Consider the following 22,976-nt stretch of genomic DNA (forward strand, 5'->3'; position numbering starts at 1 on the left):
TAGCGACTCGGGTGCTTCTGTAAACCCCTGAATTCAGACTATTTTTGCGCCCTCTGTGATTCACGCCCGGCGCAGGACGTTGCGCAGTTTTTGTACAGCGCGCCAGGCGCGGCTGTTTTGCATCGCGCGCAGTTCGGCTTCGGCTTGTTCGGCGCGTTGCAGGGCGGTTTCCAGTGCAGGGTTTACCGGGTGGGCGAGGTTGTGGCCTTTGCACAGCTGGAAATTGTCGAGATTGCACGGTGGCAGGTCGAACGCGGGTTTGAGGTTGATGTGTTCGTTGGCGAGGAAGAAGCTGTTGAGGCCGTCGAACAGGACGTTGGTGTAGCCGGCGTCGGTCACCAGGTGTTCCCAGGTGTGGTCGCGCTCCCATGGGGTTTCGATGAGGATGATCCAAGGGCGGAAGCGGCTGAAGTCCATGCCGCGCAGGACGGTTTCTTCGTGGCCTTCGACGTCGATTTTCAGGAAGTGGATCGGCCGCTCGGCGGCGTGTTCTTCGCAGATCGAGGTCAGTGTGCGTGCGTTGACAGTGAAGCTTTGCACGTCCATGCCGAGGTTTTTGCGTTCTTGCGCAACGACCGGGTCAGCGGTGGACAGGCCGGTGTCGGCAATGCCGTAGAAAGTCAGTTCGCCCGGCTGGTCGCTGGCCACGCATTGCAGCGTGGTGTCGCGGGAGCGATGCTGGCAGAGTGCGTCGTAGTAGTTCTGCATTGGCTCGACGTTGATGCCTTGCCAGCCGCGATCATAAAAGGCCTTGGTGACCGAGTCGTGGATCGGGTCATTGGCGCCGACGTCGATATAAAAACCGTTTTCAAAATACTGCAGGGCGCGCCAGAGGCGTACGTCCTCGAAATTCTGTGCGTAAGAAATGAACGTCACGGTCGCTTCCTGTCGGTCAGATTTTTCTTGTTCGGGCGTGCGCTACCTGCACGGCGTAGGTCTGTATAGCAAGGGCGGATGGCAGGCGCAATTACCCGCTGCCGGCGTCCGCGATTCGGCGGTTATGTCCTTTTGGTCGAGCGCTTATGCACAACAGGCTTTGAAGAGGACGGGCTTAGAGGGGATTTTGTGGACGGGTTCTCATTTGAATCGCAAATCCCTGTTTTGCCGGTTTTTTATTTATGTGAACAAAAAATGACCAGTGCTGTTAGTGGCCTGAAACAGCCGTGGATATTGGATCCACGATAAATCCATCAACAGAGTTATCCACAGGCTGTGAAAGATTAAACGCGTTCGGCCAGCAACAGGAAATTGCGCGGAGTGAGCGGCGCCTCGCAGAAGGTGCCCAGACGTACGATGTATCCCTGTTCGGTGAGGAAAAGTGCCCGATCCAGATTCAGCCAAAGCTCCAGCGGCCGTCGGAACAGTCCACGCAGCAGTTCCAGGTTGCGAACTTCGGCCAATCGCTGCCAACCGGCAGCTTCGAGCGCTACCCAATCTGGCGAGCCGATTGTGGATAACTCTTTCAACGCTGCCAGATCGCGGCAGTAATCAGCGAACGGTTTGTCCAGCCAGGCGCTCGGCAGGGACGGCGTCGGCAGGTATTCGTCGACGCCACGCACTTGCCGTTGCAACAGATCGAAAGCCAGTCGGCGAGCCATGGAGGTGTCACGCTGACGTCGGACACGTGCACCGGCGGTGACGGTTTCGCTCATCGGCAGGGACAGATCTTCCAGCGAGAGCTGTAGGGCGGAGCGTGATCCTGCGGAGGACAACGCCTGATATTCAGTGCGACTGATCCGGTTGTAGCAGCACGGTGCAATCGCCAATTGCCGACAGCCAGCGGCGCTGGCCAGTTGCATCAGCCGCACATGCAGATCACCGCAAGCATGCAGGGCGACAGGCGTGTGTTCTGCATTCAGCGATAAAGCGGTGTTCGCCGCGAGCACATCCTGCTCGACATGCAGCGCATGCAGGTGATGACGCTGACTCAACGCCTGACCGCTGACAACCAGCGCCGGGTCGTATTCCAGACAGGTGAGTTGCTGGCCAGCGCCGAGCAGACGCCGTCCCAAATGGCCTTTGCCGGAACACCAATCCAGCCAGTGCTTCGGTTGCGAGGCAAACGACAAGCGGCTGGCGAAGGCTTCAATCTGCTGCCATTTGCGCCCCGGCACATCGACATTAAGACGATGCCCGGCCGCTTCCAGCGAATGTGCAGGCAGCTCACCGACCGAACTCAACTCAAGCGACAATGCCGCCAATGAAGCGAACGGCTCCGGCGCATCCAGGAGTTCGGCAGGTTGGTTGTGGGCGTTTTCTGCATCTTCCAGCGACCGCCCGCGTAGCCACGAGGCCAGTTCCGGGTAAGACGCTTCCCAGGGCAGGTGCAGATGAGTGAAAGGGCGGGGCTTCCACAGCGCCTGATGCGCTGTGAGAAATGTATCCAGTGCCGTGAAACGGGCGAGCAGATCCTCGCCCGTCAGCACGTAAGAAGATTCAGCGTCCCTGGCACGCATCGACGCGCAGCCAGCGTTCAAGCAGCTTGAAGCCGCGAACCAGCACGTAGGCCATCACCAGATAGAACACACCGGCAGCGAAGAAGATCTCCACCGGCAGGTAAGTGCGGGCAATGATCGTGCGCGCCATGCCGGTCAGTTCCAGCAAGGTCACGGTGCTGGCCAGGGCGCTGGCCTTGAGCATCAGGATCACTTCGTTGCTGTAGGCCGGCAGGCCGATGCGCGCGGCACGCGGCAGGATGATGTAGAACAGCGCTTTGGGCCGGGACATGCCCAGCGCCCGCGCCGCTTCGATCTCGCCCGGTGGAATCGCCTGGATCGCGCCGCGCAGGATCTCGGCGATGTACGCCGCCGTGTGCAGGGTCATGGTCGCAGTGGCGCACCAGAACGGATCGCGCAGGTACGGCCACATCGAGCTGTTACGCACCGCATCGAACTGTGCCAGGCCGTAGTAGACCAGGAACAGTTGAACCAGCAACGGCGTGCCACGGAAAAAGAAGATGTAGGCGTAGGGCAAAGCGCGCACGTACCACAGCTTCGAAGAACGGGCGATACCCAGCGGAATCGCCAGCAGCAAACCGGCGATCACGGCGATGGCCACCAGTTCCAGGGTCAGCGTCGCGCCTTGAGCCAGTTTCGGCAGCCATTTGATGATGACTTCCCAATTCATTGAGCGCTCCTCGCGAAGCCGCGTGCGGCGCGTTTTTCCAGCAGGTGCATGCCGATCATCGCCAGCACGGTCAGGCACAGGTACATGAGCGCCGCCACCATATAGAAGGTGAATGGCTGCTTGGACACGGTCACGCCGATCTGCGCGTGGCGCATGATTTCTTCCAGGCCAATGACCGACACCAGCGCGGTGTCCTTCATCAGGATCATGAACAGGTTGCCCAGGCCGGGCAGGGCGATGCGCCACATCTGCGGCATGATCAGTTTGGTGAAGATCCGCCATTTCGACAGGCCCAGGGCCACGCCTGCCTCACGGTGACCTTTGGGAATGGCGAGGATCGCGCCACGAAACACCTCTGTGGCGTAGGCGCCGAAGCACAGGCCCAGCGCAATGACGCCGGCGGCAAAGGCGCTGAGCTCCAGTTCGGGATTGCCGAGGAGCTCACCGAGCGCGCGCATGGCGTTGACCGTACCGAAGTAGATCAACAGCACCCAGAGCAATTCCGGGACACCGCGCACCAGGGTCGAATAGGTTCCGCCAAGCCATTGCAGCGGCTTGTACGGGGAAGTCTTGGCCAAGGCGCCGAGCAGACCGAGCACCAGCCCCAGGCACAGGGCCGAGAGTGCCAGTTTGACGGTCATCAGCGCGCCGGCGAAGAGCGCCGGGCCGAATCCGTGGAGGTCGATAATCATGGATTTCTTTTCAAATCGCGGCAGGCAAGGCCGGGGATCGGCGCCGCCATGTGGCGGTGCCGATCCGGCAGGTCAGGATCAGTAGATGCTGAACGGGAAGTACTTGTCGTTGATCTTCTTGTAGGTACCGTCGGCGACGATTTCCTTCAGTGCGGCGTTCAGCTTCTCGCGGATCGGGTCGCCTTTACGTACAGCGATACCGATCTTGTCGCTTTCTTCCACCGGGTCGCCTTTGAATTCGTAGGCTTTGCCAGCGTCGCTTTTCAGCCACTCGTAGTTGACGTATTTGTCGGCGAGGATGCCGTCCAGACGACCGGAAGTCAGGTCGAGGTAGGCGTTTTCCTGGGTGTCGTAGAGTTTCACTTCGACGCCCGGCATGTTGTCTTCCATGTACGTACCGGCGAGGGTCGCGCGTTGGGCACCGATCACTTTGCCTTTCAGGGAGTCCTTGTCGGTCTTGAACTCTTTATCCTTCGGCGCGATGAATTGCAGCTTGTTGGAGTAGTACGGGTCGGTGAAGTCCACCGCTTGCTTGCGCTCGTCGGTGATCGACATCGAGGAGATCAGGAAGTCGAACTTCTTGGCGTTCAGGGCCGGGATGATGCCGTCCCAGTCCGAGGTCACTACGGAGCATTCAACTTTCATCTTGGCGCACAGAGCGTCGCCGATGTCCTTGTCGAAGCCGACGACGTTGCCGCTGGCGTCTTTGTTGTTGAACGGCGGGTAGGCCGCTTCGATGCCCATCTTCAGGGTCTCGGCCATGGCACCGGCGCTGAACGCGAGGGTGACGGCGGCGGCCAGGAAGACCTTTTTGTAGTTCTGCATGCGGGTAGCTCCGTTAGCGGTTGCTGGACATGAATTGTTTGCAGCGCGCCGAAAGCGGGTTTTCGAACACCTGCTGTGGCGATCCTTGCTCTTCTACCAGGCCCTGGTGGAGGAACACCACTTCGCTGGAGACCTGACGGGCAAAGCCCATTTCATGAGTCACGAGCAGCATGGTGCGGCCTTCTTCGGCCAATGCGCGGATGACATTAAGTACTTCCTGGACCATTTCCGGGTCAAGGGCGGAGGTGGGCTCGTCGAACAGGATCACCTTGGGCTGCATCGCCAGCGTGCGGGCAATCGCCGCGCGCTGTTGCTGGCCGCCGGACAGTTGCGCCGGGTAGGCGTGGCGCTTGTCGGCGATGCCGACCTTGGCCAGCAGCGCTTCGGCCACTTCGATGGCTTCGGCCTTGCTCTGGCCGAGCACGCGACGCGGGGCTTCGATGATGTTGTCGAGCACGCTCATGTGCGGCCACAGATTAAAGTTTTGAAACACAAAACCAATCTCGGAGCGCAGGCGGTTGATCTGTTTACCGTCGGCGGCAACCAGTTCCCCATTCTTGGCGGCCTTGAGCTTGAGCTCTTCCCCGGCCACCAGGATCTGGCCCTGATGCGGGTTTTCCAACAGGTTGATGCAACGCAGGAACGTGGACTTGCCGGAACCGGAGGAACCCAGGATCGAGATCACATCGCCGTCGCGGGCGGTCAGCGAGATGCCTTTGAGCACCTCAAGCTGTCCGTAGCGTTTGTGCAAGTTGCGGATTTCAAGCGCGGGCGTGGCCTCAGCCATGTGCGTTCCTCATATATGTTGCGCTCCTGCTGTTGGTTGGCCTTCCTGGCGAGGCGGCCAAGCTAGCATAGCGTTTCAATGGCAGCCAACAGCGCTACGGGCGGTAAACGGATGGCCTGTGGCAGGTTGTCGCATCGGCGCAGCAGACTGTCGCCCCATCAACAACCGAACGGGTGTTTGAACGTTGATTCCCGTGGGTGTCGCGTAAAAAAAGGCGCGATGTTGCCACCTTTGGCGGGGTGTTGGAAGCGCTATCCGGCCGATCGTTCCTCATTCGCCCTTTTATTGTGCATCCCGCACTTTTTCAGTGTGTTTCTGGTGCGCTGATTAGTTTGAAAAGTGGGTCGCAGGGTAACGCTTTGGCGAAAGGCCATTATTCTCAAGGACTTGCGATGACTGTCCGGTCGCGCTAGAAACCGCAGGCCAGAAGAGTTTGAAACATTTTGGCGCAATTATTGCGTGCAGAATCTGGAACGCCCCGTTGGATTCTTTTTACGAGAAGGAACGCCAGACGGGCCGGACGCAATCGCTTTCCTCGCAAAGGTAGTTTCAATGAGCAGTACCCAAAGCTCCAATGGCCTCGAACAGGGGCTCAAACCGCGTCATGTGACCATGCTGTCGATCGCCGGGGTGATCGGTGCAGGTCTGTTCGTCGGCTCCGGCCACGCCATCGCCGCTGCCGGCCCTGCTGTTCTGCTGGCTTACGCCGCTGCTGGCGCGCTGGTTGTGCTGGTGATGCGCATGCTCGGCGAAATGGCTGTTGCCTCGCCTGATACCGGCTCGTTCTCGACTTACGCCGACCGTGCCATCGGGCATTGGGCCGGTTTCACCATCGGCTGGTTGTACTGGTGGTTCTGGGTCCTGGTGATTCCGCTGGAAGCCAACGCCGCTGCAACCATCCTGCACGCGTGGTTCCCGGGTGTGGAAATCTGGGTCTTCGCGCTGATCATCACCATGCTGCTGACCGTGACCAACCTGTTCAGCGTGAAAAACTACGGTGAGTTCGAATTCTGGTTCGCCCTGCTCAAAGTCGTGGCGATCATCGGTTTCATCATCCTCGGCGTTGCGGCCATTTTCGGCTTCCTGCCGAACAGCCAGGTCAGCGGCGTTTCGCACATCTTCGACACCCAAGGCTTCCTGCCGAACGGCATGGGCGCGGTACTGGGCGCGATCCTGACCACCATGTTCTCCTTCATGGGCACCGAAATCGTGACCATCGCGGCCGCGGAATCGAAGAACCCTGGCAAACAGATCTCCAAGGCCACCAACTCGGTGATCTGGCGGATCGGCCTGTTCTACCTCGTATCGATCTTCATCGTTGTGGCCCTGGTGCCATGGAACGACCCGGTTCTGGCCAGCCTCGGCTCCTACCAGACCGTGCTTGAGCGCATGGGCATCCCGAATGCCAAGATGATCGTCGACATCGTGGTTCTGGTGGCAGTGACCAGTTGCCTGAACTCGGCGCTGTACACCTCTTCGCGCATGCTGTTCTCCCTCGGCAAGCGTGGCGATGCTCCGGCCATGTCGACCCGCACCAACAAGAGCGGCACGCCTTACTGGGCGGTGATGCTGTCCACCGGCGCAGCGTTCCTGTGCACTTTCGCCAACTACGTGGCCCCGGCTGCGGTGTTCGAGTTCCTGCTGGCCAGCTCCGGCGCGATCGCACTGCTGGTTTACCTGGTGATCGCGATTTCGCAACTGCGCATGCGTAAACAACGCATGGCTCGCGGCGAGAAAATCGTTTTCAGCATGTGGCTGTTCCCGGGTCTGACCTACGCGGTGATCGTATTCATCGTGGCGGCCCTGACCATCATGCTGTTCCAGGACGCCCACCGCGTGGAAATCCTCGCGACCGGCTTGCTCAGCCTGTTGGTGGTCGCTGCCGGTCTGCTGGTGGCCCGCCGCCGCAATCTGGAAAAACGTGGCGCAGCGGTTCTGAACTGATCCGCAACGCATAACAAAAACGGCCGCTGTCAGTGATGACAAGCGGCCGTTTTTGTTACTGCGGGCGGTTTATTCGCTCTTCTCTTCCTGCGCTTCCACCGACTGACCGTAGGTGTCCAGCGCAATCCCGAAATCGCTGATGAACTCCGGCTCGCTCAACCATGCCTGGGCAGTTTCGCGATCCATTCCATCGGCCCACATGCGGTAGTCGATCAGCATGTCGGCGGCCAGGTGAGTGGCGGCCATGCCTTCGTTCTCGGCGTTCTCCATGTCCAGCAGATCAGGATGATCGACGATGATGAACGCCAGCTCGCGGAGCAGCGTCAGCAGCATTTCGTTGCGGCTGACGGCTTCGGCGTCGCGCATCTTGCTGAACATTGCCAGGGTGTATTCCGGGATCGGCTCGCCGATTTCACCCAGGTCATCGTCCAGCGCGACGGGTTTTCTGCCGTGGATATTGATCTGCTTGGCTTTGGCCTTGGCGCGTTTGGCGCGTTTCTGTTGCTTGTTCAGGGATGCCATGGGAACTCAGTTTTTCTGTTGGGTTTGTGCGGCGATTGCTTCGGACGCGGCCACATAGTCTTTCTGGAAGTCCGGCGATTCGATCCACGCCAGAGCGCCGGCCTCGTCGGTCTCGGTGGACCACTGGCGGTACTCGATCAGCGCGGCGAGGATGAAATCCATCGCGCCTTCTTCGCCTTCCTGCTCGTACACCAACTCCAGCAGCGGGTCTTCAAGGAACGCAGTGCACATGGCCTGCTGGCTGATTTTTTCGGCGTCGATCATTTTCTTGAACAGTTCTGTCAGGTCCACCGACTCGAAATCGATGCGGTCGTCGTTCGGGTCCAGCTCGACCGGTGCTTCCGCACGTTTGGTACGGTTCTGCTTGGCCTTGGTCTTGGCCCGGGCGGCGCGTTTTTGCTGCTTGTTGGCGGAAGCCATGGTGTGTGTTCCGTGGTGCGTTAAAGGGCTTGGCTGCGTGGGATTTTGCGCCCCGGTGTGTCGGAGGCCAGTTCGCCGGTCTGCAGCCAGGTCAGAGCGATGGGCCATAGTGTGGCTTGGTATGCGCTGCGAAAAAAGGCGAAATGTCCGACTTGCTGCTCACCGATGTCTTGCGGCTCGATTCGCAGGTGGGTCTTTTGCGCGTTGTGGAAGTAAGCGAGCAAGCGTTCGATGGCGGGAATCGTGCCGTAGGGATCGTCACTGATGCTGATTGCCAGGGCTTTGGCCCGGACATTGGCGAAGGGCAGGTCCGCCATGGTTCTACCGCTCGGGCGCCGCTCATAACGCGCGGCAGGCGTGCTCCAGTCGCGAACCACGCCGGCGGGCGTGTCTTCAAGCCAGCCAAGCCGTTTGCCCGGAAAGTAGCCACACAACAGCGTGACCAGCGGCATCAGCAGGTGCCATTTGCCGAACATCCGCCAGCGGTGCTCGGGCGCGTAATCGCGCCAGTAAGCGAATTGCGCACCGACCGTCACCAGTCGTCGGATTATCTTCCCGGACGCCCCCAGACCTGCTGCGCAGCCGCCGAAGCTGTGCCCGACCACATCGATCGGCTGCCCGGGAAACTCCCGCTGCGCACGTTTGAGCATCGCCTCGAAATCCAGCGCGCCCCAATCCGTCCACGAGGCCTGCAAATGCCTCATCGACTTTGGCCGCGACTCGCCAATACCCCGGTAGTCGTAAATGATCACGTCGAACCCATTGGCGAACAGATACGCCGCGAAGCGAGAGTAGTGGCGGCAGCGTACGGACGTGGCGGCGTTGATGATAACCACCGGGCGCTGTGGATCCGGCGAAGCGTGGCGCCAGGTGAAACCGCCGAGCAGATAGCCGTCGGCGGCAGGCTCGTGGAAGGGTTTGTCCTGAACATCGCTTGCGAGCGCGGTTCTGTTCCGAGCCTCTTCCAGTGCGTGCCTCTCTTGAAAACCCATGGCTCTCGACCTTCGCGGAGTAGCTGCCAACGATAGTCCCCGCCGGCTCGGTGAACAATCCGTCGGCGGTCAATCAGCTGTCTGATCGCTCAAGCGTTCTTCCAGCAGCGTGTGTTCGCGGTTCAACTCCGCTCGCAACTCCTCTTCGCTCGGTAGCACCAGTTTGTAGCTGCTGGCAAACAGTTGTTCATTGCCCTTGAGGATCGTGTAGCGCGCCACCGATTCATTTTGCTGTGCGCAGAGGATGATCCCCACCGTTGGCCCGTCGCCTTCGCTGCGTTTGAGGTCATCGTACATACGGATGTACATATTCATCTGGCCCACGTCCCGGGCGCTGAGTTTGCCGCGCTTCAGATCCAGGATGACGAAGCATTTGAGCAGGTAGTTGTAGAACACCAGGTCAATGTAAAAATCATCGTCGCCAGCGCTGATGCGTTGCTGGCGACCGACAAAAGCGAAGCCCTTGCCCAGTTCTAGGAGAAATCCCTGGAGCTGGTCGATCAAGGCTTGCTCCAGTTCGGATTCCTGAAGCTTGCCCGGTGAGGGTAGACCGAGAAACTCCAGCAGGACGGGGTCTCTGATGAATTCCCGGGGATTGCTTTTCATCGCGGCAATGTTGGTCGCCGCCTCTGCATAGACGTCGGTTTTGTCTCGGCTCATCAACAGGCGTTCGTAGTAGAGCGTGTTGATCTGGCGATCCAGTGCACGGCTTGACCAGTTTTGTGCAGCGGCTTCGTTCATGTACCACTGCCGGGCCGGTTCGCTTTCTATCCCCAAAAGTTTGCGGTAGTGCGTCCAGCTCAATTCGTGACGCAGTGCGTCACGAATTGGAAATGCCTGATAAAACAAGCGCATGTAGCGAAGGTTGGAAGAATCAAAGCCTTTCCCAAAGTCCGCAGTGAGTTCCTTTGCCAACGTAGCCAGAAGCTGTTTTCCGTACCCCGCACGCCGGGCACCCTGTTGCTCGAACTCGACAATGTGTCGCCCGATCTGCCAGCAGGTCTGGACCTGAATCGTGTCGACCGTTCGCAGCACTTTCTGCCGCGCCTCGCGTATCAGTTCGCCCAGGTCGCCCAGTAGCGAATCAATTTTTGGATCTTGCGTGTCAGCAGGTTTTAGTTGGCTCATCAGGTCTTCCGGCTCAGAGGGAACAGAAGCAAGAGCATGCCAATTGCCTTGGCCTGGGGATGCCGGCCGCATCTGATGCCACTGAAGGAAGAGTGGGCGGGTTTTGCGAGATCAGGCTGACGAAGTCCGCGAACGAGCAGTACGGCGTGTAGTCCTTTTCGTATCAACCGCAACTCCCAATCGTTCTAAAACCCACCCCGCAAGACAAAATCTAAAAAGAGGTAACGATTGGGTTCCGCGAGAGCCCGGGAGTCGTCCTCATGAAACGCGTTCTTTCATTTGTGCTGCCCGTTGCCGCTGCGGCAGTGCTGCTGTTTCCGATCATGGCGCAGGCTGCAAGCCTGGATCCGGTCGACAGTTCCGCTGTGCAGGCTCAGCAGCAAGAGCAAAACGGCGTTCGCTATCTGGCCGGCGGGATTGGCGAAGATGAGTCGAAAGCCATTCAGCAATCCGCGGGCTACAACCTGCACATGACGTTCGCGGTCGGCATGCAAAACCAATACACCGCCGACGTCGACGTGATGATTCAGAAAGCCCCCGGCCAGACCGTGCTGACGCTGAATCAGACCGGGCCATTGGTCTACGTGCAGTTGCCGCCCGGCAAATACACGGTCGTCGCGACCCGCAATGGTGAAATACGCCGGGATGCGGCCGAAATAGGCGGCGGTGCTGCGCGCAATCTGGTTTTTCACTGGAATGACAACAGCTAGTAGCGTTACCGGTCGCGCCGGGATGGCGTGACCGTTGCCGTGCGGCCCAGCCAGATCAATACCCATGCTGCGCCCGACAGGAAGAGGGCGAGGAGGCAATGCGTGGCGATGGCAAACCAGAAGTTGGCCGGTTGTGTGGTCAACGAATACACGGCGAAGTGTTTGCCGCGTGCCATGTTGCCGATGCGTCCCTGAATCAGACCGTCCACGGTTTCATAGGCGATCAGGCCGATACACAGGATCAGCACCAGGCCGAGAGCGATCATCAGCCAGTTGGTGCGTTTTACAGGGGGGGCGGGATGGGGCAGGGGGACGCGGGTTCTTTTCTGGTTCATCGCGGGGATGACCCTCTTCCATAAGGGTTGAGCAACGTATCGCGAATTCCGGCCTGCAAGAAGGGCTGAATCGGGTCGTCATCAAATCGCAGGCATAAAAAAACCCTGAATCTTGCGATTCAGGGTTTTCGGTATTTGGTGCCCAGAGACGGAATCGAACCGCCGACACGGGGATTTTCAATCCCCTGCTCTACCGACTGAGCTATCTGGGCAACGGGGCGCATTAAAAGGGTTTTTCGGATTTACGTCAACGACTTTTTTAAAATTTCTTAAATTAATTCCGTCGCTTACGAAATCCGGGGGTTATTCGGCTGGCGGAACGTAGCCTTCGGCCTGAGCGTATTCCTCGCCGGAGAAGTACTTGTCCATTTCGCCCTGGAGAAATTTGCGGTCTTCGGCGTTCATCATGTTCAGGCGTTTTTCGTTGATCAGCAGGGTCTGGTGTTTCTGCCAGTCAGCCCAGGCCTTGGCCGAGACGTGTTCGAAGATGTCCTGGCCCTTGGCGCCCGGGTACGGTGGGCGCTCCAGACCTTCGAGTTGTTCTTTGTACTTGCGGCACATTACGGTGCGGGTCATGTCGACTCTCCTGCATTCAAGACGGCGGCCGCGCGTTCGAGCAAGGTCTTGACCGGGGCGGCGAGGCCCAGGCGCGGCGGGGTGGCGAGGTTATACCAGAGCCAGTCGGCCTCGGCCATGTGACCGCCGGCTTCCTGCACCTGAACCAGCCAGGGTTCGATGGACAGCTGAAAGTGGCTGAAGGTGTGGACAAGGCTCGGCAGCGCCTGCTGCTCGCCCAGTTCCAGCGAGTGCTGCGCGGCGAGGTGTTGCAGGTCCTCGAGGTCATCAAGTTCCGGCAGGCTCCACAAACCACCCCACAATCCGCTGGACGGTCGACGATAAAGTAGAATTGCGCCGTCCTCGTTGGCCAGCAGCGGCATCAGTGTGCGTTTCTGTGGGATGGTCTTGCGCGGCTTGGGGATCGGGTAACGCGTCTCCAGGCCGAGCATGTGCGCTTCGCAGCCCTTTTCCAACGGACACAGCAGGCAGCTCGGTTTGCTGCGGGTGCACAGCGTAGCGCCCAGATCCATCATCGCCTGGGTGTAAGCGTTGACCCGATCCTGCGGCGTGAAGCGCTCGGCGTTGGCCCACAGCTGCTTGGCGACCTTCGGCTCGCCGGGGTAACCCTCTTGCGCGGTAAAACGTGCCAGCACCCGTTTGACGTTGCCGTCGAGGATCGGCGCGCGCAGGCCCATGCTGATGCTGGCGATCGCACCGGCAGTGGACAGACCGATGCCCGGCAGCTCGGTGAGCTTCTCGACATCGCGCGGAAACTCGCCGCCGTACTGGCTGACGACGATCTTCGCGGTCTTCTGCAAGTTGCGCGCGCGGGTGTAGTAACCGAGCCCAGTCCACAGGTGCAGCACTTCGTCCTCCGGCGCTTCGGCCAGGGCTTCGACCGTTGGCAGCGCGGCCATGAAGCGGTCGAAGTAATTGAGCACGGTGCTGACCTGGGTCTGCTGCAACATGATCTCGGACACCCACACCCGATACGGGTTGATGTTCTGTTGCCAAGGCAAATCATGGCGGCCGTGGCGGTCGAACCATTCCAGCACCGCCGTGGAAAACTGCTCCGCTTTCATCGCTTGAACAGCCCCTTCAATGCGTTTTTCAGTTCCGGGCTGACTTTGTCGCCCAGTTTCTCGTCGATTTTTTCGCTGAGCTTGTCGCCGGCCATTTTGGTCGCGACCTGGCCCAGGCGCTCGTTGTCCACGCGGCAGGCCTTGGCGCCCAGTTCCAGCGGGCCACGGCAGCGCAGCGGCCATTCGATGCCGACGAACTTCTCGCCGACCTGGCAGGCCGGATCCGGCATGGCGCTGGTGTCGCCTTCGACGATGATGCCGACGCGGTAATCCATGCCCAGCACCTTGAGGTCGATATCGCCGTCACCGTTGACGCTCATGCCGGGGATGCGCACTTTCAAGTCCGGGTTGCTGGCCACGCCGTTGCGGAAGGTCAGGTTGCCCTTGAGTTCCTGGAACGGCGTGTCCTTGCCGCGCGGCTCACCGCTCAGGGATTTGCGGTTGAGCGTGGCGATGCCCTTGCACAGTTGCTGCTCAAGGTTGGCGTTGAGCAGCACGCCGTTGTTGATCACAAAATTGGCGTTGCCGTTGAGGGTGTCGATCAGCGCCTGCTGGCTGTTGCCGCTGCCGGTAACGGTACTGGTGAGATTGACCAGACCTTTCACCGGCGGATTCTTGCCCTGGCTTTCGAGGATTTTCTCCACCGGCACCCGGTTGATCCGGGTTTGCAGGTTCAGCACTGGCGCCGTCTGGCGCACATCCAGCGTGCCCTTGGCTTCGAAGTCGCCGTTGTACAGCTCGCCGCGCAGATTTTCCAGGGTCAGCAGGCCGCCCTGGCCGGTGGCTTTCAGTGCGGCGTTCTGGATCGGCAGCTTGTCGAGGGTCAACTGGCCGAAGGTCAGGTCGGCGTTTACGTCGAGTTTGCTCAGGCGCTCAACCGGGAACAGGCGCTCGGTGCTCCAGGCGCTTTTGCTCGGTTTTTCCGGCAGCGGTGTGCTGCCGGCACCGGCCATGGCATCGGCCTCGGTGCTGGCGACTTCGGCTTGACGGACCTGAGTGGCGTTGTTGGCTTTTTCCGATCTCGGCGGCAGGTAGCGGTCGACGTTGAAGGTGTCGGCCTTGAGGATCGCCCGCAGCGATTGCTTGGCGAAATCTTCGACGGCGATCCGGCCGCTGAAGCTGCTGTCGTCGAGTTTCAGGTTGATGTTGTCCAGCGACACGCTGGTCGGCGTCGCGGCGACGCGGCTGACCAGTTCAACCTTGCTCAGGCTGCCTTCGGCCATGGCCGGCAAGGTCTGGCCGATGCTGTCGACGAATTTCGCCAGGTCGAACTGGGCGATGGAAATCCCGCCGGTGATCTGTGGCGTCTTGTCCAGGTCGTTGGCTTTCAGCTCGCCCAAGGCGCGCAGTTGGTTGACCGAGAGTTTGATGCCAGTCCATTCGGCGACGTTGGCGGCTTTGTCCAGCAGCAGTTGGCCTTGGGCGGCGAAGGTCACGGTCTTGCCTTGCAGCGGATCGCCGGCAACTTCGCCGGAAAGCTTCAGGTCTTCGAACTTGTAGCGTTGCAGGGCGCGTTCGAAGCGCAGCTCGCCGTTCAGTTCGGTGCGCACTCGCAGCACAGGCTGGTTGGTGCCGAGGAACGCGGTGGCCTTGACCGGGATGTTGGTCGAATCGTGAACCGCGCCGGTGCTCAACTGGATGCTTTCGGCGCTGAATTGCTTGCCGGTCAGCTCGTCGTTGTATTCCACGCGGGCGTTGTTGACGGTCAGGCTGTCGATGTCGAGGCGTATCGGCTGGGCCGGTTTTTCCGGTTGCGGGGTGGCCTCGGGGGCGGTTTCGGCTGTGGTGGTCGGCGCCGGGGTGCTGCCGGCCTTGGGCGGCACCTTGCCGATGTCTTCCCAGTTGCCATGACCATTCTTGTCACGGTTCAGGCGCAGGTTCAGGCCTTCGACGCGCACGTCGCTCATCTGCACTTCACGGCGCAGCAGCGGCAGCACGCGCACGGACAGGCCGAGCATCTGCAGGTCGGCAAACGGTTCAGCAGGCTTGGCCAGGGTCGCGACGCTGGCCTCGTGCAGTTCCAGGCCGAGCCACGGGAACAGACTCCAGCCGATGTCGCCATTGAGCGTCAGCTCGATGTGGGCCTTGTCGCGGGCAATCTGGCGGATCTCGTCTTTGTAGTCGTTGGGATCAAACAGGTGGGTCAGGGCGAAGCCCGCCGCCACAATGATCAGCAACAGCCCGAGAAGTACCAGACCCAGGATTTTGCCGAACGCTTTCATGGGCGAGTCCTTGTAAGTAGTCGAATTCGTAATTTAGCCGGGGAGTATAGCGCTGCATCAACCCTCGCTGTTGCGGTGTCCCGTGCAGCCCGCTGAACCGCGATGTACAGCGCTTCGACAACGATCGGAATCGGGGTTCCCCGGCACCATGAGATCAGATGACTCAAAAAAGGTGATATCAGTTTGGTTTTTCTGCCACGTGCAAGTGGTAACCTTCGCCCGTTCGTCCGCCCATCTGCGACTTAACGTCGCGCACTCAAGGAGCTTCACCCGCAAAAAAAGGTCATGCCTGCGTGCATAAGGCCGGGGTGAGCAGTGGCTGGCGAACCATTCTAATAATTGGGGGATACACATGAGCACGACCATTACGGCAGACGGCTTCAAAGCCGATCAGCCCGGGTTCCTGTCCAAGGAACGCATCATCGCCAAGCCCGGTTTCAACCGTTGGCTGGTCCCGCCGGCCGCTCTGGCCATTCACTTGTGCATCGGCATGGCCTACGGTTTCTCGGTGTTCTGGTTGCCGCTGTCCAAGGCGCTGGGCGTGACCGCTCCGGTGGCTTGCGCTCCGGACATGAGCTTCATCGCACAAGTTTTCTCGTCGCAATGCGACTGGCCGATCTCCATGCTCGGCTGGATCTACACCCTGTTCTTCATCTTCCTCGGCTGCTCGGCAGCGATCTGGGGTGGCTGGCTCGAACACGCAGGCCCGCGCAAGGCTGGCGTTGTATCGGCACTGTGCTGGTGCGGCGGCCTGCTGATTTCCGCGCTGGGTATCTATACCCACCAGATCTGGCTGATGTGGATCGGTTCCGGCGTGATCGGCGGTATCGGTCTGGGCCTTGGCTACATTTCGCCGGTCTCGACCCTGATCAAGTGGTTCCCGGACAAGCGCGGCATGGCGACCGGCATGGCGATCATGGGTTTCGGTGGTGGCGCGATGGTTGGCGCTCCGCTGGCAACCGCTCTGATGAGCCATTTCGCTTCGCCGACTGGCGTGGGCGTGTGGCAGAGCTTTGTGGCCATGGCTGCGATCTACTTCGTGTTCATGATCGGTGGCGCTCTGGCTTACCGCGTTCCGCCAACCGGCTGGAAGCCTGAAGGCTGGACCGCGCCGGCGAAGAAAGCCTCGAATGCGATGATCACCCACCGTCACGTTCACGTGAATGTGGCGTGGAAAACCCCGCAATTCCGTCTGGTGTGGCTGGTGCTGTGCCTGAACGTGTCCGCCGGTATCGGCATCCTCGGCATGGCTTCGCCACTGTTGCAGGAAGTGTTCGGCGGCAAGCTGCTGGGCAACGATCTGCCGTTCGGTCAGCTGGACGCCGGTCAACTGGCTTCCATCGCTGCGATCGCGGCCGGATTCACCGGTCTGCTGAGCCTGTTCAACATCGGCGGCCGTTTCTTCTGGGCGTCGTTCTCGGACTACCTGGGCCGCAAGAACACTTACTTCGTGTTCTTCGCACTGGGTTTTGCGCTGTACGCACTGATCCCGAACCTCGGGCACCTGGGCAACGTTGTACTGTTCGTGGCGGCGTTCTGCATCATCCTGTCGATGTACGGCGGTGGTTTTGCGACCGTTCCGGCATATCTGGCCGACCTGTTCGGTACGCAGATGGTGGGCGCGATCCACGGTCGTCTGCTGACTGCCTGGGCCGCCGCTGGCGTGCTGGGTCCGGTGCTGGTGAACTACCTGCGTGAGTATCAGCTGAGCATCGGCGTTGAACGCGCCGCCGCTTACGACATCACCTTGTACATCCTTGCCGGCCTGCTGGTGCTGGGTTTCCTGTGCAACCTGCTGGTGCGTCCGGTCGCGGACAAGTACTTCATGACCGACGCCGAACTGGCTGCCGAACAGGCGCTGGGCCACGACAAGGGTGCTGACGCCAGCACCGTGCTGGAGTGGAAAGCCGCGCCGGGCAGCAAGCCATTGGCAATCGCTGCATGGCTGGTGGTGGGGATTCCGTTGGCGTGGGGTGTGTGGGTGACCCTGCAGAAGACGGCGGTATTGTTTCACTAAGGTGTAGATCCTGGCTGATCTGAAGCTTTCAGGTCAGCCAGGGAAAACATTAATCCCTGTGGGAGCGGGCTTGCCCGCGAAGGCGCCAGGTCAGACAGCATTGATGTTGTGTGTGCCGGCCTCTTCGCGGGCAAGCCCGCTCCCACAGGGATCTCTTCAAGTTTCCAAATTTCCGCTTTTTTGGCTTGTATGGACATGTCTACCCGCGACAGCCGGGCGTTCTATCCGTCAGCCATCTCACCTCTCGTGTTTCTGTTTCGGCCCCGCGCCCCTATAATGGCTGCCTTTTTCGCCCAATGATTTTGCGGAGCTGGTGATGGCCGAACGTAAGGCGTCTGTCGAGCGCGACACTCTGGAAACCCAGATCAAAGCCTCGATCAACCTTGATGGCACCGGAAAGGCCCGATTCGATATCGGTGTTCCTTTTCTTGAGCACATGCTGGATCAGATCGCCCGTCACGGGTTGATCGACCTGGATATCCAATGCAAGGGCGATCTGCATATCGACGACCACCACACGGTGGAAGACGTCGGTATCACCCTCGGCCAGGCCTTCGCGCAAGCCATTGGCGACAAGAAAGGCATCCGTCGCTACGGCCACGCCTACGTGCCGCTCGATGAAGCGCTGTCGCGCGTGGTGATCGACTTCTCCGGCCGCCCAGGCCTGCAGATGCACGTGCCGTACACCCGCGCCACCGTTGGCGGCTTCGACGTCGACCTGTTCCAGGAATTCTTCCAGGGCTTCGTCAACCACGCACTGGTCAGCCTGCACATCGACAACCTGCGCGGCACCAATACCCACCACCAGATCGAAACCGTGTTCAAGGCTTTCGGCCGCGCACTGCGCATGGCTGTCGAGCTGGACGAGCGCATGGCTGGCCAGATGCCTTCGACCAAAGGCGTCCTGTAATGCAGACGGTTGCAGTTATCGATTACGGCATGGGCAACCTGCACTCGGTGGCGAAGGCCCTCGAGCACGTCGGTGCCGGCAAGGTGCTGATCACCAGCGATGCGGCAGTGATCCGCGAAGCTGACCGTGTGGTTTTCCCCGGCGTCGGCGCGATTCGCGATTGCATGGCGGAGATCCGTCGCCTCGGTTTCGATTCGCTGGTGCGTGAAGTCAGCCAGGATCGTCCGTTCCTCGGCATCTGCGTCGGCATGCAAGCCTTGCTCGACAGCAGCGAAGAGAACGACGGCGTCGACTGCATCGGCCTGTTCCCTGGGGCGGTGAAATTCTTCGGCAAAGACCTGCATGAAGACGGCGAGCACCTGAAAGTCCCGCACATGGGCTGGAACGAAGTGAAGCAGGCGGTGGATCACCCGCTGTGGCACAACATTCCGGACCTGGCGCGTTTCTACTTCGTGCACAGCTACTACATCGCTGCCGGTAACCCGCGGCAGGTGGTCGGCAGCGGTCATTACGGCGTCGATTTCGCCGCAGCGTTGGCCGAAGGTTCGCGTTTCGCCGTGCAGTTCCACCCGGAGAAGAGCCATACCCATGGCCTGCAGTTGTTGCAGAACTTCGCCGCGTGGGACGGTCGCTGGTAAATGGCCGTCAAGAAATCCAGGCCGCCGATCCTGACCCTCACTCCCGAGCAGGAGAACGAGGCCAACCGCAAGATTCAGCGGTTCATGGAGGATCGTTTCGAACTGGACCTGGGTTCGTTCGAGGCGGCGGAAATTCTTGAGCTGTTTACCCGCGAAATTGCTCCGCACTATTACAACAGGGCGATTTTCGATGTGCAGACCCACCTCAAGGAGCGGTTTGAAAGCATCGAAAGCGACCTGTGGGCGCTCGAGAAAAACTGATTTCCGAGCCAAGCTGAACATTCAAATTTGAAGGTTTGCCAGATGCTGATTATTCCTGCTATCGATCTTAAAGACGGTGCCTGCGTACGTCTGCGCCAGGGCCGCATGGAAGATTCCACAGTGTTCTCCGATGACCCGGTGAGCATGGCTGCCAAGTGGGTGGAGGGCGGTTGCCGCCGTCTGCATCTGGTCGACCTGAACGGCGCTTTCGAAGGCCAGCCGGTCAACGGCGAAGTGGTGACCGCGATCGCCAAGCGCTACCCGACCCTGCCGATCCAGATCGGCGGCGGCATCCGTTCGCTGGAAACCATCGAGCACTACGTCAAGGCGGGCGTCAGCTACGTGATCATCGGCACCAAAGCGGTGAAGGATCCGGCGTTTGTCGCTGAAGCCTGCCGCGCGTTCCCGGGCAAGATCATCGTCGGCCTCGATGCCAAAGACGGTTTTGTCGCCACCGATGGCTGGGCTGAAATCAGCACCGTACAGGTCATCGACCTGGCCAAGCAGTTCGAAGCCGACGGCGTGTCCTCGATCGTTTATACCGACATCGCCAAAGACGGCATGATGCAGGGCTGCAACGTACCGTTCACCGCTGCGCTGGCTGCTGCCACCAAGATTCCGGTGATCGCTTCCGGCGGTATTCACAACCTGGGTGACATCAAGTCGCTGCTCGACGCCAAGGCACCGGGCATCATCGGCGCAATCACCGGCCGGGCGATCTACGAAGGCACTCTCGACGTCGCCGAAGCGCAAGCTTTCTGCGATTCGTACCAAGGCTGAGGACTGACCATGGCGCTGGCCAAACGCATCATCCCTTGCCTGGACGTGGACAACGGCCGGGTCGTCAAAGGTGTGAAGTTCGAGAACATCCGTGACGCCGGCGACCCGGTGGAAATCGCACGTCGCTACGACGAGCAGGGTGCCGACGAGATAACCTTTCTCGACATCACCGCCAGCGTCGATGGCCGTGACACCACGCTGCACACCGTCGAGCGCATGGCCAGCCAGGTGTTCATCCCGCTGACCGTTGGCGGTGGCGTGCGGACCGTGCAGGACATTCGCAATCTACTCAACGCCGGTGCGGACAAGGTGTCGATCAACACCGCTGCCGTGTTCAACCCGGAATTTGTCGGCGAAGCGGCGCAGCATTTCGGCTCGCAATGCATTGTTGTTGCCATCGACGCGAAGAAGGTTTCGGGCCCGGGCGAAACCCCGCGCTGGGAGATCTTCACCCACGGCGGGCGCAAACCGACCGGCCTCGACGCGGTCGAGTGGGCGAAGAAAATGGAAGGCCTGGGTGCCGGTGAAATCCTCCTGACCAGCATGGATCAGGACGGCATGAAAAACGGCTTCGACCTCGGCGTGACCCGCGCCATCAGCGATGCGCTGGGCATTCCGGTAATCGCTTCCGGCGGCGTCGGCAACCTGCAACATCTGGCTGACGGCATCCTTGAAGGCCACGCCAGCGCAGTACTGGCAGCGAGTATTTTCCACTTCGGCGAATACACGGTTCAGGAAGCCAAGGCTTACATGGCTCACCGCGGCATCGTAATGCGTTAAACAACCATACAGGCCAGTGGACAGCATGGCGTACCCAAGGCACTCTTGGGCACGCCATGGATTTCGGTAGCCCGACATGATCAAACGCCTGCTTCTTGCCCTCGCCAGTGCCTCCGTGTTGTTGATCAACACCGGTCACGCCGAAGAAAGTCCCGACACCGATCTGGTGCTCCTCACCGAAAACTTCCCGCCGTACAACATGGCGAAGAACGGCAAGAATTTCGCCCAGGATGAAAACATCAACGGCATCGCCACGGACATCGTGCGCGAGATGTTCAAGCGTGCCGGTATCACTTACAGCCTGACCCTGCGCTTCCCTTGGGAACGGGTCTACAAGCTGGCGCTGGAGAATCCCGGTTACGGTGCGTTTGTCATGGCGCGGCTGCCGGATCGCGAAAAGCTCTTCAAGTGGGTCGGCCCGATCGGCCCGGACGACTGGGTCATGCTGGCCAAGGCCGACAGCAAGATCACCCTCGAAACCCTCAATGACGCGCGCAGGTACAAGATCGGCGCCTACAAGGGCGATGCGATTGCCGAGACTTTGACAAAACAGGGGCTGAAGCCGGTGGTGGTGCTGCGCGATCAGGATAACGCCAAGAAACTTGTCAGTGGCCAGATCGACCTCTGGGCCACCGGCGATCCTGCCGGCCGTTATCTGGCGCGACAGGATGGCGTGACCGGATTGAAAACAGTGCTGCGCTTCAACAGTGCAGAGCTCTATCTGGCCTTGAACAAGGACGTGTCCGATGAGGCGGTCGCCAAGTTGCAGGCAGCACTGGATCAGATGCGCAAGGACGGCGTGGTCGACGAGATCATGGGGCGGTATCTGTAGCTGTCTGGATGACTTCCATTGGTTGAGGGGGAAGAGTGACCTCATCATTCTTTTTCAGGAAAACTTCAGCCTTTGTCGAGCCTGACACCGCCGAAGGGCAAAGGATGCTTTGCTCATCTGCCTGGGTCGGATATTCGGTCAGGTAAATACTTGAGTCATCGCTGTAACCGAAAATTGTCGCTACTGGCGTGCCGTCAGCTCGTGTCAGCTCGTAGTAACTGTGCAGCTGGAAAACCGCTACGGATGTTTTTTTCGCCGCGATGGTGAAGACTATCGGTGGGCGTGACTCCTCCCATCCGCTGGCCAATTCCTCAGTGTGAGTGAACTGTTTGTGCAAACGCGCGGAAAACCGCGTGGCACGGACATCGCTGAGTGCTGTGACAGGCCAGGCCTTTTCGATTTCGATGGAAGTCAGGCGGTTGAATATTTGCATTGCCGTCGCGTTTTGCGCTCGAGGTGCCGACCATTTCAACGTCTTGCGTTTGTCGGTGTCGTTGTGGTCGAACCCGATGAGCAGATACTGATCTGTTCGTTTCATTAGGTAAAACGGGGATTTGAGAAATTGTTCTCCGGCGGTTGTGTAATCCCTGACAGCGAACCACGGAAGTCGAACAGTCTGAGTGGTCATTGCTGTTCCTGCGTCCGAAGGTACAGAGTGTTGGTTGAGCACGGGCGCTGCAGGCGCAGAGTCGGTCCGAACAGGGATCTGCATCCGTAAGGCATACGCAGCAATGTGAGTCGACGGTTTAGTGTGGCTCTGGACGCCGATGAAGGTTCCTGCAGCGAAGTAGATCTCACCTGGCTCGGCCGTCGGCGGTTCGATGCTCCAGGCGCTGAAGTTTTGCGTAGCACCGCTCCCCTTGTCATTCCAGATCGAATCGCCAACTCTGGCTGCAATGACCAGATCCTCACGGATGCAACGTACGACGTTGGACGAAGGTTTGCTGTGGTCATTGGAGCAGACCAGACCCAGCGCCACGTAGCCGACGGGAGCTATCGGGCGCCATATCGATGTACGGGTCGAAATAGATGAGCCGGAATGTTTCCAGACAAGCTCAAAGTCATCGGGCCGCATCAGGGCTTTGCCACGAGAGGACTCGATGCCTTCTGAGTCGCTTTCGCAGACAACGGCCGCAACGATCTCGCCGTTGATATCGGCACTGCTATGAATCGCGATATCGCCCAGCGGGAAGTATCCAGGTAATGCATCGGGCGCAGGCGTAGGGCGCCAGAATCCGGCAGGGCTTGAGCGTGAGCCTCTGGTTTCCCAGATTCGATGAAACTCCGTGGTAAAGCTGATCAGCAGGTTGTCGAGTTTGATGGGCTCCATCCGCTCGATTGGCTGGGATGTTTTTTCTTGAGTTTTCATAAGTCAGTCCTGATAGAGAAGTGCTGCCAGTGGGCCGCGTTCTGTC

At 59.8% G+C, this 22,976-nt stretch carries 24 protein-coding genes and 1 tRNA gene; 9 read left to right on the top strand and 16 right to left on the bottom strand.

Translation table 11 applies throughout. The features are described 5' to 3' along the window. Positions 1-60: 60 nt before the first annotated feature. The 6 genes from CAF63_RS08010 to CAF63_RS08035 all read right to left on the bottom strand — a co-directional run bounded on the left by CAF63_RS08010 (position 61) and on the right by CAF63_RS08035 (position 5,430). Complete coding sequence (locus tag CAF63_RS08010; protein WP_085684094.1) at positions 61-876, bottom strand: FkbM family methyltransferase; 816 nt, start codon at positions 874-876, stop codon at positions 61-63. 344 nt (positions 877-1,220) lie between these two features. Next, positions 1,221-2,456: a methyltransferase gene (locus CAF63_RS08015; protein WP_085684092.1), complete on the bottom strand. Its 1,236-nt coding sequence runs from the start codon at positions 2,454-2,456 to the stop codon at positions 1,221-1,223. Then, positions 2,437-3,126 carry an ABC transporter permease gene (locus CAF63_RS08020; protein ID WP_007952568.1) on the bottom strand — a complete coding sequence of 230 codons (690 nt, stop codon included), beginning with the start codon at positions 3,124-3,126 and terminating at the stop codon, positions 2,437-2,439. Before CAF63_RS08020 ends, CAF63_RS08015 begins: the two co-directional genes overlap by 20 nt. Continuing rightward, complete coding sequence (locus CAF63_RS08025) at positions 3,123-3,818, bottom strand: ABC transporter permease (RefSeq protein ID WP_085684090.1); 696 nt, start codon at positions 3,816-3,818, stop codon at positions 3,123-3,125. The genes CAF63_RS08020 and CAF63_RS08025 overlap by 4 nt, the downstream gene beginning before the upstream one ends. A 78-nt stretch (positions 3,819-3,896) precedes the next feature. After that, positions 3,897-4,643: an ABC transporter substrate-binding protein gene (locus CAF63_RS08030; protein ID WP_085684088.1), complete on the bottom strand. Its 747-nt coding sequence runs from the start codon at positions 4,641-4,643 to the stop codon at positions 3,897-3,899. Between the two features lie 13 nt (positions 4,644-4,656). Further along, positions 4,657-5,430, bottom strand: a complete 774-nt coding sequence (locus CAF63_RS08035) for an ABC transporter ATP-binding protein (protein WP_007897462.1) — start codon at positions 5,428-5,430, stop codon at positions 4,657-4,659. Between the two features lie 552 nt (positions 5,431-5,982). Here CAF63_RS08035 and gabP point away from each other — a divergent pair. Continuing rightward, entirely contained in the window at positions 5,983-7,374 is a 1,392-nt protein-coding gene (gene gabP / locus CAF63_RS08040) for a GABA permease (RefSeq protein WP_085684086.1), read from the top strand. 69 nt (positions 7,375-7,443) lie between these two features. On the opposite strand, the gene CAF63_RS08045 is transcribed toward gabP, so the two are convergent. The 4 genes from CAF63_RS08045 to CAF63_RS08060 form a co-directional block, all read right to left on the bottom strand. After that, positions 7,444-7,896 (bottom strand): hypothetical protein, encoded by a 453-nt coding sequence (locus CAF63_RS08045; protein ID WP_085684083.1) that lies wholly within the window; start codon positions 7,894-7,896, stop codon positions 7,444-7,446. Positions 7,897-7,902: 6 nt separating this feature from the next. Then, positions 7,903-8,316 (bottom strand): hypothetical protein, encoded by a 414-nt coding sequence (locus CAF63_RS08050; RefSeq protein WP_085684081.1) that lies wholly within the window; start codon positions 8,314-8,316, stop codon positions 7,903-7,905. A 20-nt stretch (positions 8,317-8,336) separates the two neighbouring features. After that, positions 8,337-9,308, bottom strand: coding sequence for an alpha/beta fold hydrolase (locus CAF63_RS08055; protein WP_085684079.1), 972 nt, complete (start codon positions 9,306-9,308; stop codon positions 8,337-8,339). 69 nt (positions 9,309-9,377) lie between these two features. Beyond that, positions 9,378-10,436: a YhcG family protein gene (locus CAF63_RS08060; protein ID WP_085684077.1), complete on the bottom strand. Its 1,059-nt coding sequence runs from the start codon at positions 10,434-10,436 to the stop codon at positions 9,378-9,380. Positions 10,437-10,696: 260 nt separating this feature from the next. Between CAF63_RS08060 and CAF63_RS08065 the strand changes: the two genes are divergently transcribed. After that, positions 10,697-11,146, top strand: a complete 450-nt coding sequence (locus tag CAF63_RS08065; protein WP_085684075.1) for a hypothetical protein — start codon at positions 10,697-10,699, stop codon at positions 11,144-11,146. A 5-nt stretch (positions 11,147-11,151) separates the two neighbouring features. On the opposite strand, the gene CAF63_RS08070 is transcribed toward CAF63_RS08065, so the two are convergent. The 5 genes from CAF63_RS08070 to CAF63_RS08090 form a co-directional block, all read right to left on the bottom strand. Continuing rightward, positions 11,152-11,481 (bottom strand): hypothetical protein, encoded by a 330-nt coding sequence (locus CAF63_RS08070; protein ID WP_085684073.1) that lies wholly within the window; start codon positions 11,479-11,481, stop codon positions 11,152-11,154. Between the two features lie 136 nt (positions 11,482-11,617). Beyond that, a tRNA-Phe gene (locus CAF63_RS08075) sits at positions 11,618-11,693 on the bottom strand. Between the two features lie 91 nt (positions 11,694-11,784). Next, positions 11,785-12,057, bottom strand: coding sequence for an oxidative damage protection protein (locus tag CAF63_RS08080; protein ID WP_007952551.1), 273 nt, complete (start codon positions 12,055-12,057; stop codon positions 11,785-11,787). Continuing rightward, the gene (gene mutY / locus CAF63_RS08085) at positions 12,054-13,121 is read right to left on the bottom strand and encodes an A/G-specific adenine glycosylase (protein ID WP_085684071.1); all 1,068 of its coding nucleotides are present in this window, start codon (positions 13,119-13,121) and stop codon (positions 12,054-12,056) included. Before mutY ends, CAF63_RS08080 begins: the two co-directional genes overlap by 4 nt. Then, entirely contained in the window at positions 13,118-15,343 is a 2,226-nt protein-coding gene (locus CAF63_RS08090) for an AsmA family protein (RefSeq protein WP_085684069.1), read from the bottom strand. Before CAF63_RS08090 ends, mutY begins: the two co-directional genes overlap by 4 nt. A 352-nt stretch (positions 15,344-15,695) precedes the next feature. Between CAF63_RS08090 and CAF63_RS08095 the strand changes: the two genes are divergently transcribed. The 7 genes from CAF63_RS08095 (at position 15,696) to CAF63_RS08125 (ending at position 21,561) form a co-directional block, all read left to right on the top strand. Continuing rightward, a complete protein-coding gene (locus CAF63_RS08095; protein WP_085684067.1) occupies positions 15,696-17,360 on the top strand; it encodes an OFA family MFS transporter in 1,665 nt (554 codons plus the stop codon). Positions 17,361-17,676: 316 nt separating this feature from the next. Further along, positions 17,677-18,270: an imidazoleglycerol-phosphate dehydratase HisB gene (gene hisB, locus CAF63_RS08100; protein WP_039764670.1), complete on the top strand. Its 594-nt coding sequence runs from the start codon at positions 17,677-17,679 to the stop codon at positions 18,268-18,270. Continuing rightward, the gene (gene hisH, locus CAF63_RS08105) at positions 18,270-18,908 is read left to right on the top strand and encodes an imidazole glycerol phosphate synthase subunit HisH (protein WP_007952546.1); all 639 of its coding nucleotides are present in this window, start codon (positions 18,270-18,272) and stop codon (positions 18,906-18,908) included. Before hisB ends, hisH begins: the two co-directional genes overlap by 1 nt. Continuing rightward, entirely contained in the window at positions 18,909-19,169 is a 261-nt protein-coding gene (locus tag CAF63_RS08110; RefSeq protein ID WP_085684065.1) for a DUF2164 domain-containing protein, read from the top strand. It abuts the gene before it with no gap. Between the two features lie 42 nt (positions 19,170-19,211). Further along, positions 19,212-19,949 (top strand): 1-(5-phosphoribosyl)-5-[(5-phosphoribosylamino)methylideneamino]imidazole-4-carboxamide isomerase, encoded by a 738-nt coding sequence (gene hisA, locus CAF63_RS08115; RefSeq protein ID WP_003220753.1) that lies wholly within the window; start codon positions 19,212-19,214, stop codon positions 19,947-19,949. A 9-nt stretch (positions 19,950-19,958) separates the two neighbouring features. Beyond that, positions 19,959-20,729, top strand: coding sequence for an imidazole glycerol phosphate synthase subunit HisF (hisF, locus tag CAF63_RS08120; RefSeq protein ID WP_007897430.1), 771 nt, complete (start codon positions 19,959-19,961; stop codon positions 20,727-20,729). Between the two features lie 76 nt (positions 20,730-20,805). Beyond that, a complete protein-coding gene (locus tag CAF63_RS08125) occupies positions 20,806-21,561 on the top strand; it encodes an ABC transporter substrate-binding protein (RefSeq protein ID WP_085684064.1) in 756 nt (251 codons plus the stop codon). On the opposite strand, the gene CAF63_RS08130 is transcribed toward CAF63_RS08125, so the two are convergent. Next, positions 21,542-22,930, bottom strand: a complete 1,389-nt coding sequence (locus CAF63_RS08130; protein WP_085684062.1) for a Vps62-related protein — start codon at positions 22,928-22,930, stop codon at positions 21,542-21,544. The genes CAF63_RS08125 and CAF63_RS08130 overlap by 20 nt on opposite strands. Positions 22,931-22,976 lie beyond the last annotated feature (46 nt).

The organism is Pseudomonas sp. B20(2017), from assembly GCF_002113125.1.
Taxonomy (GTDB): Bacteria; Pseudomonadota; Gammaproteobacteria; order Pseudomonadales; family Pseudomonadaceae; genus Aquipseudomonas.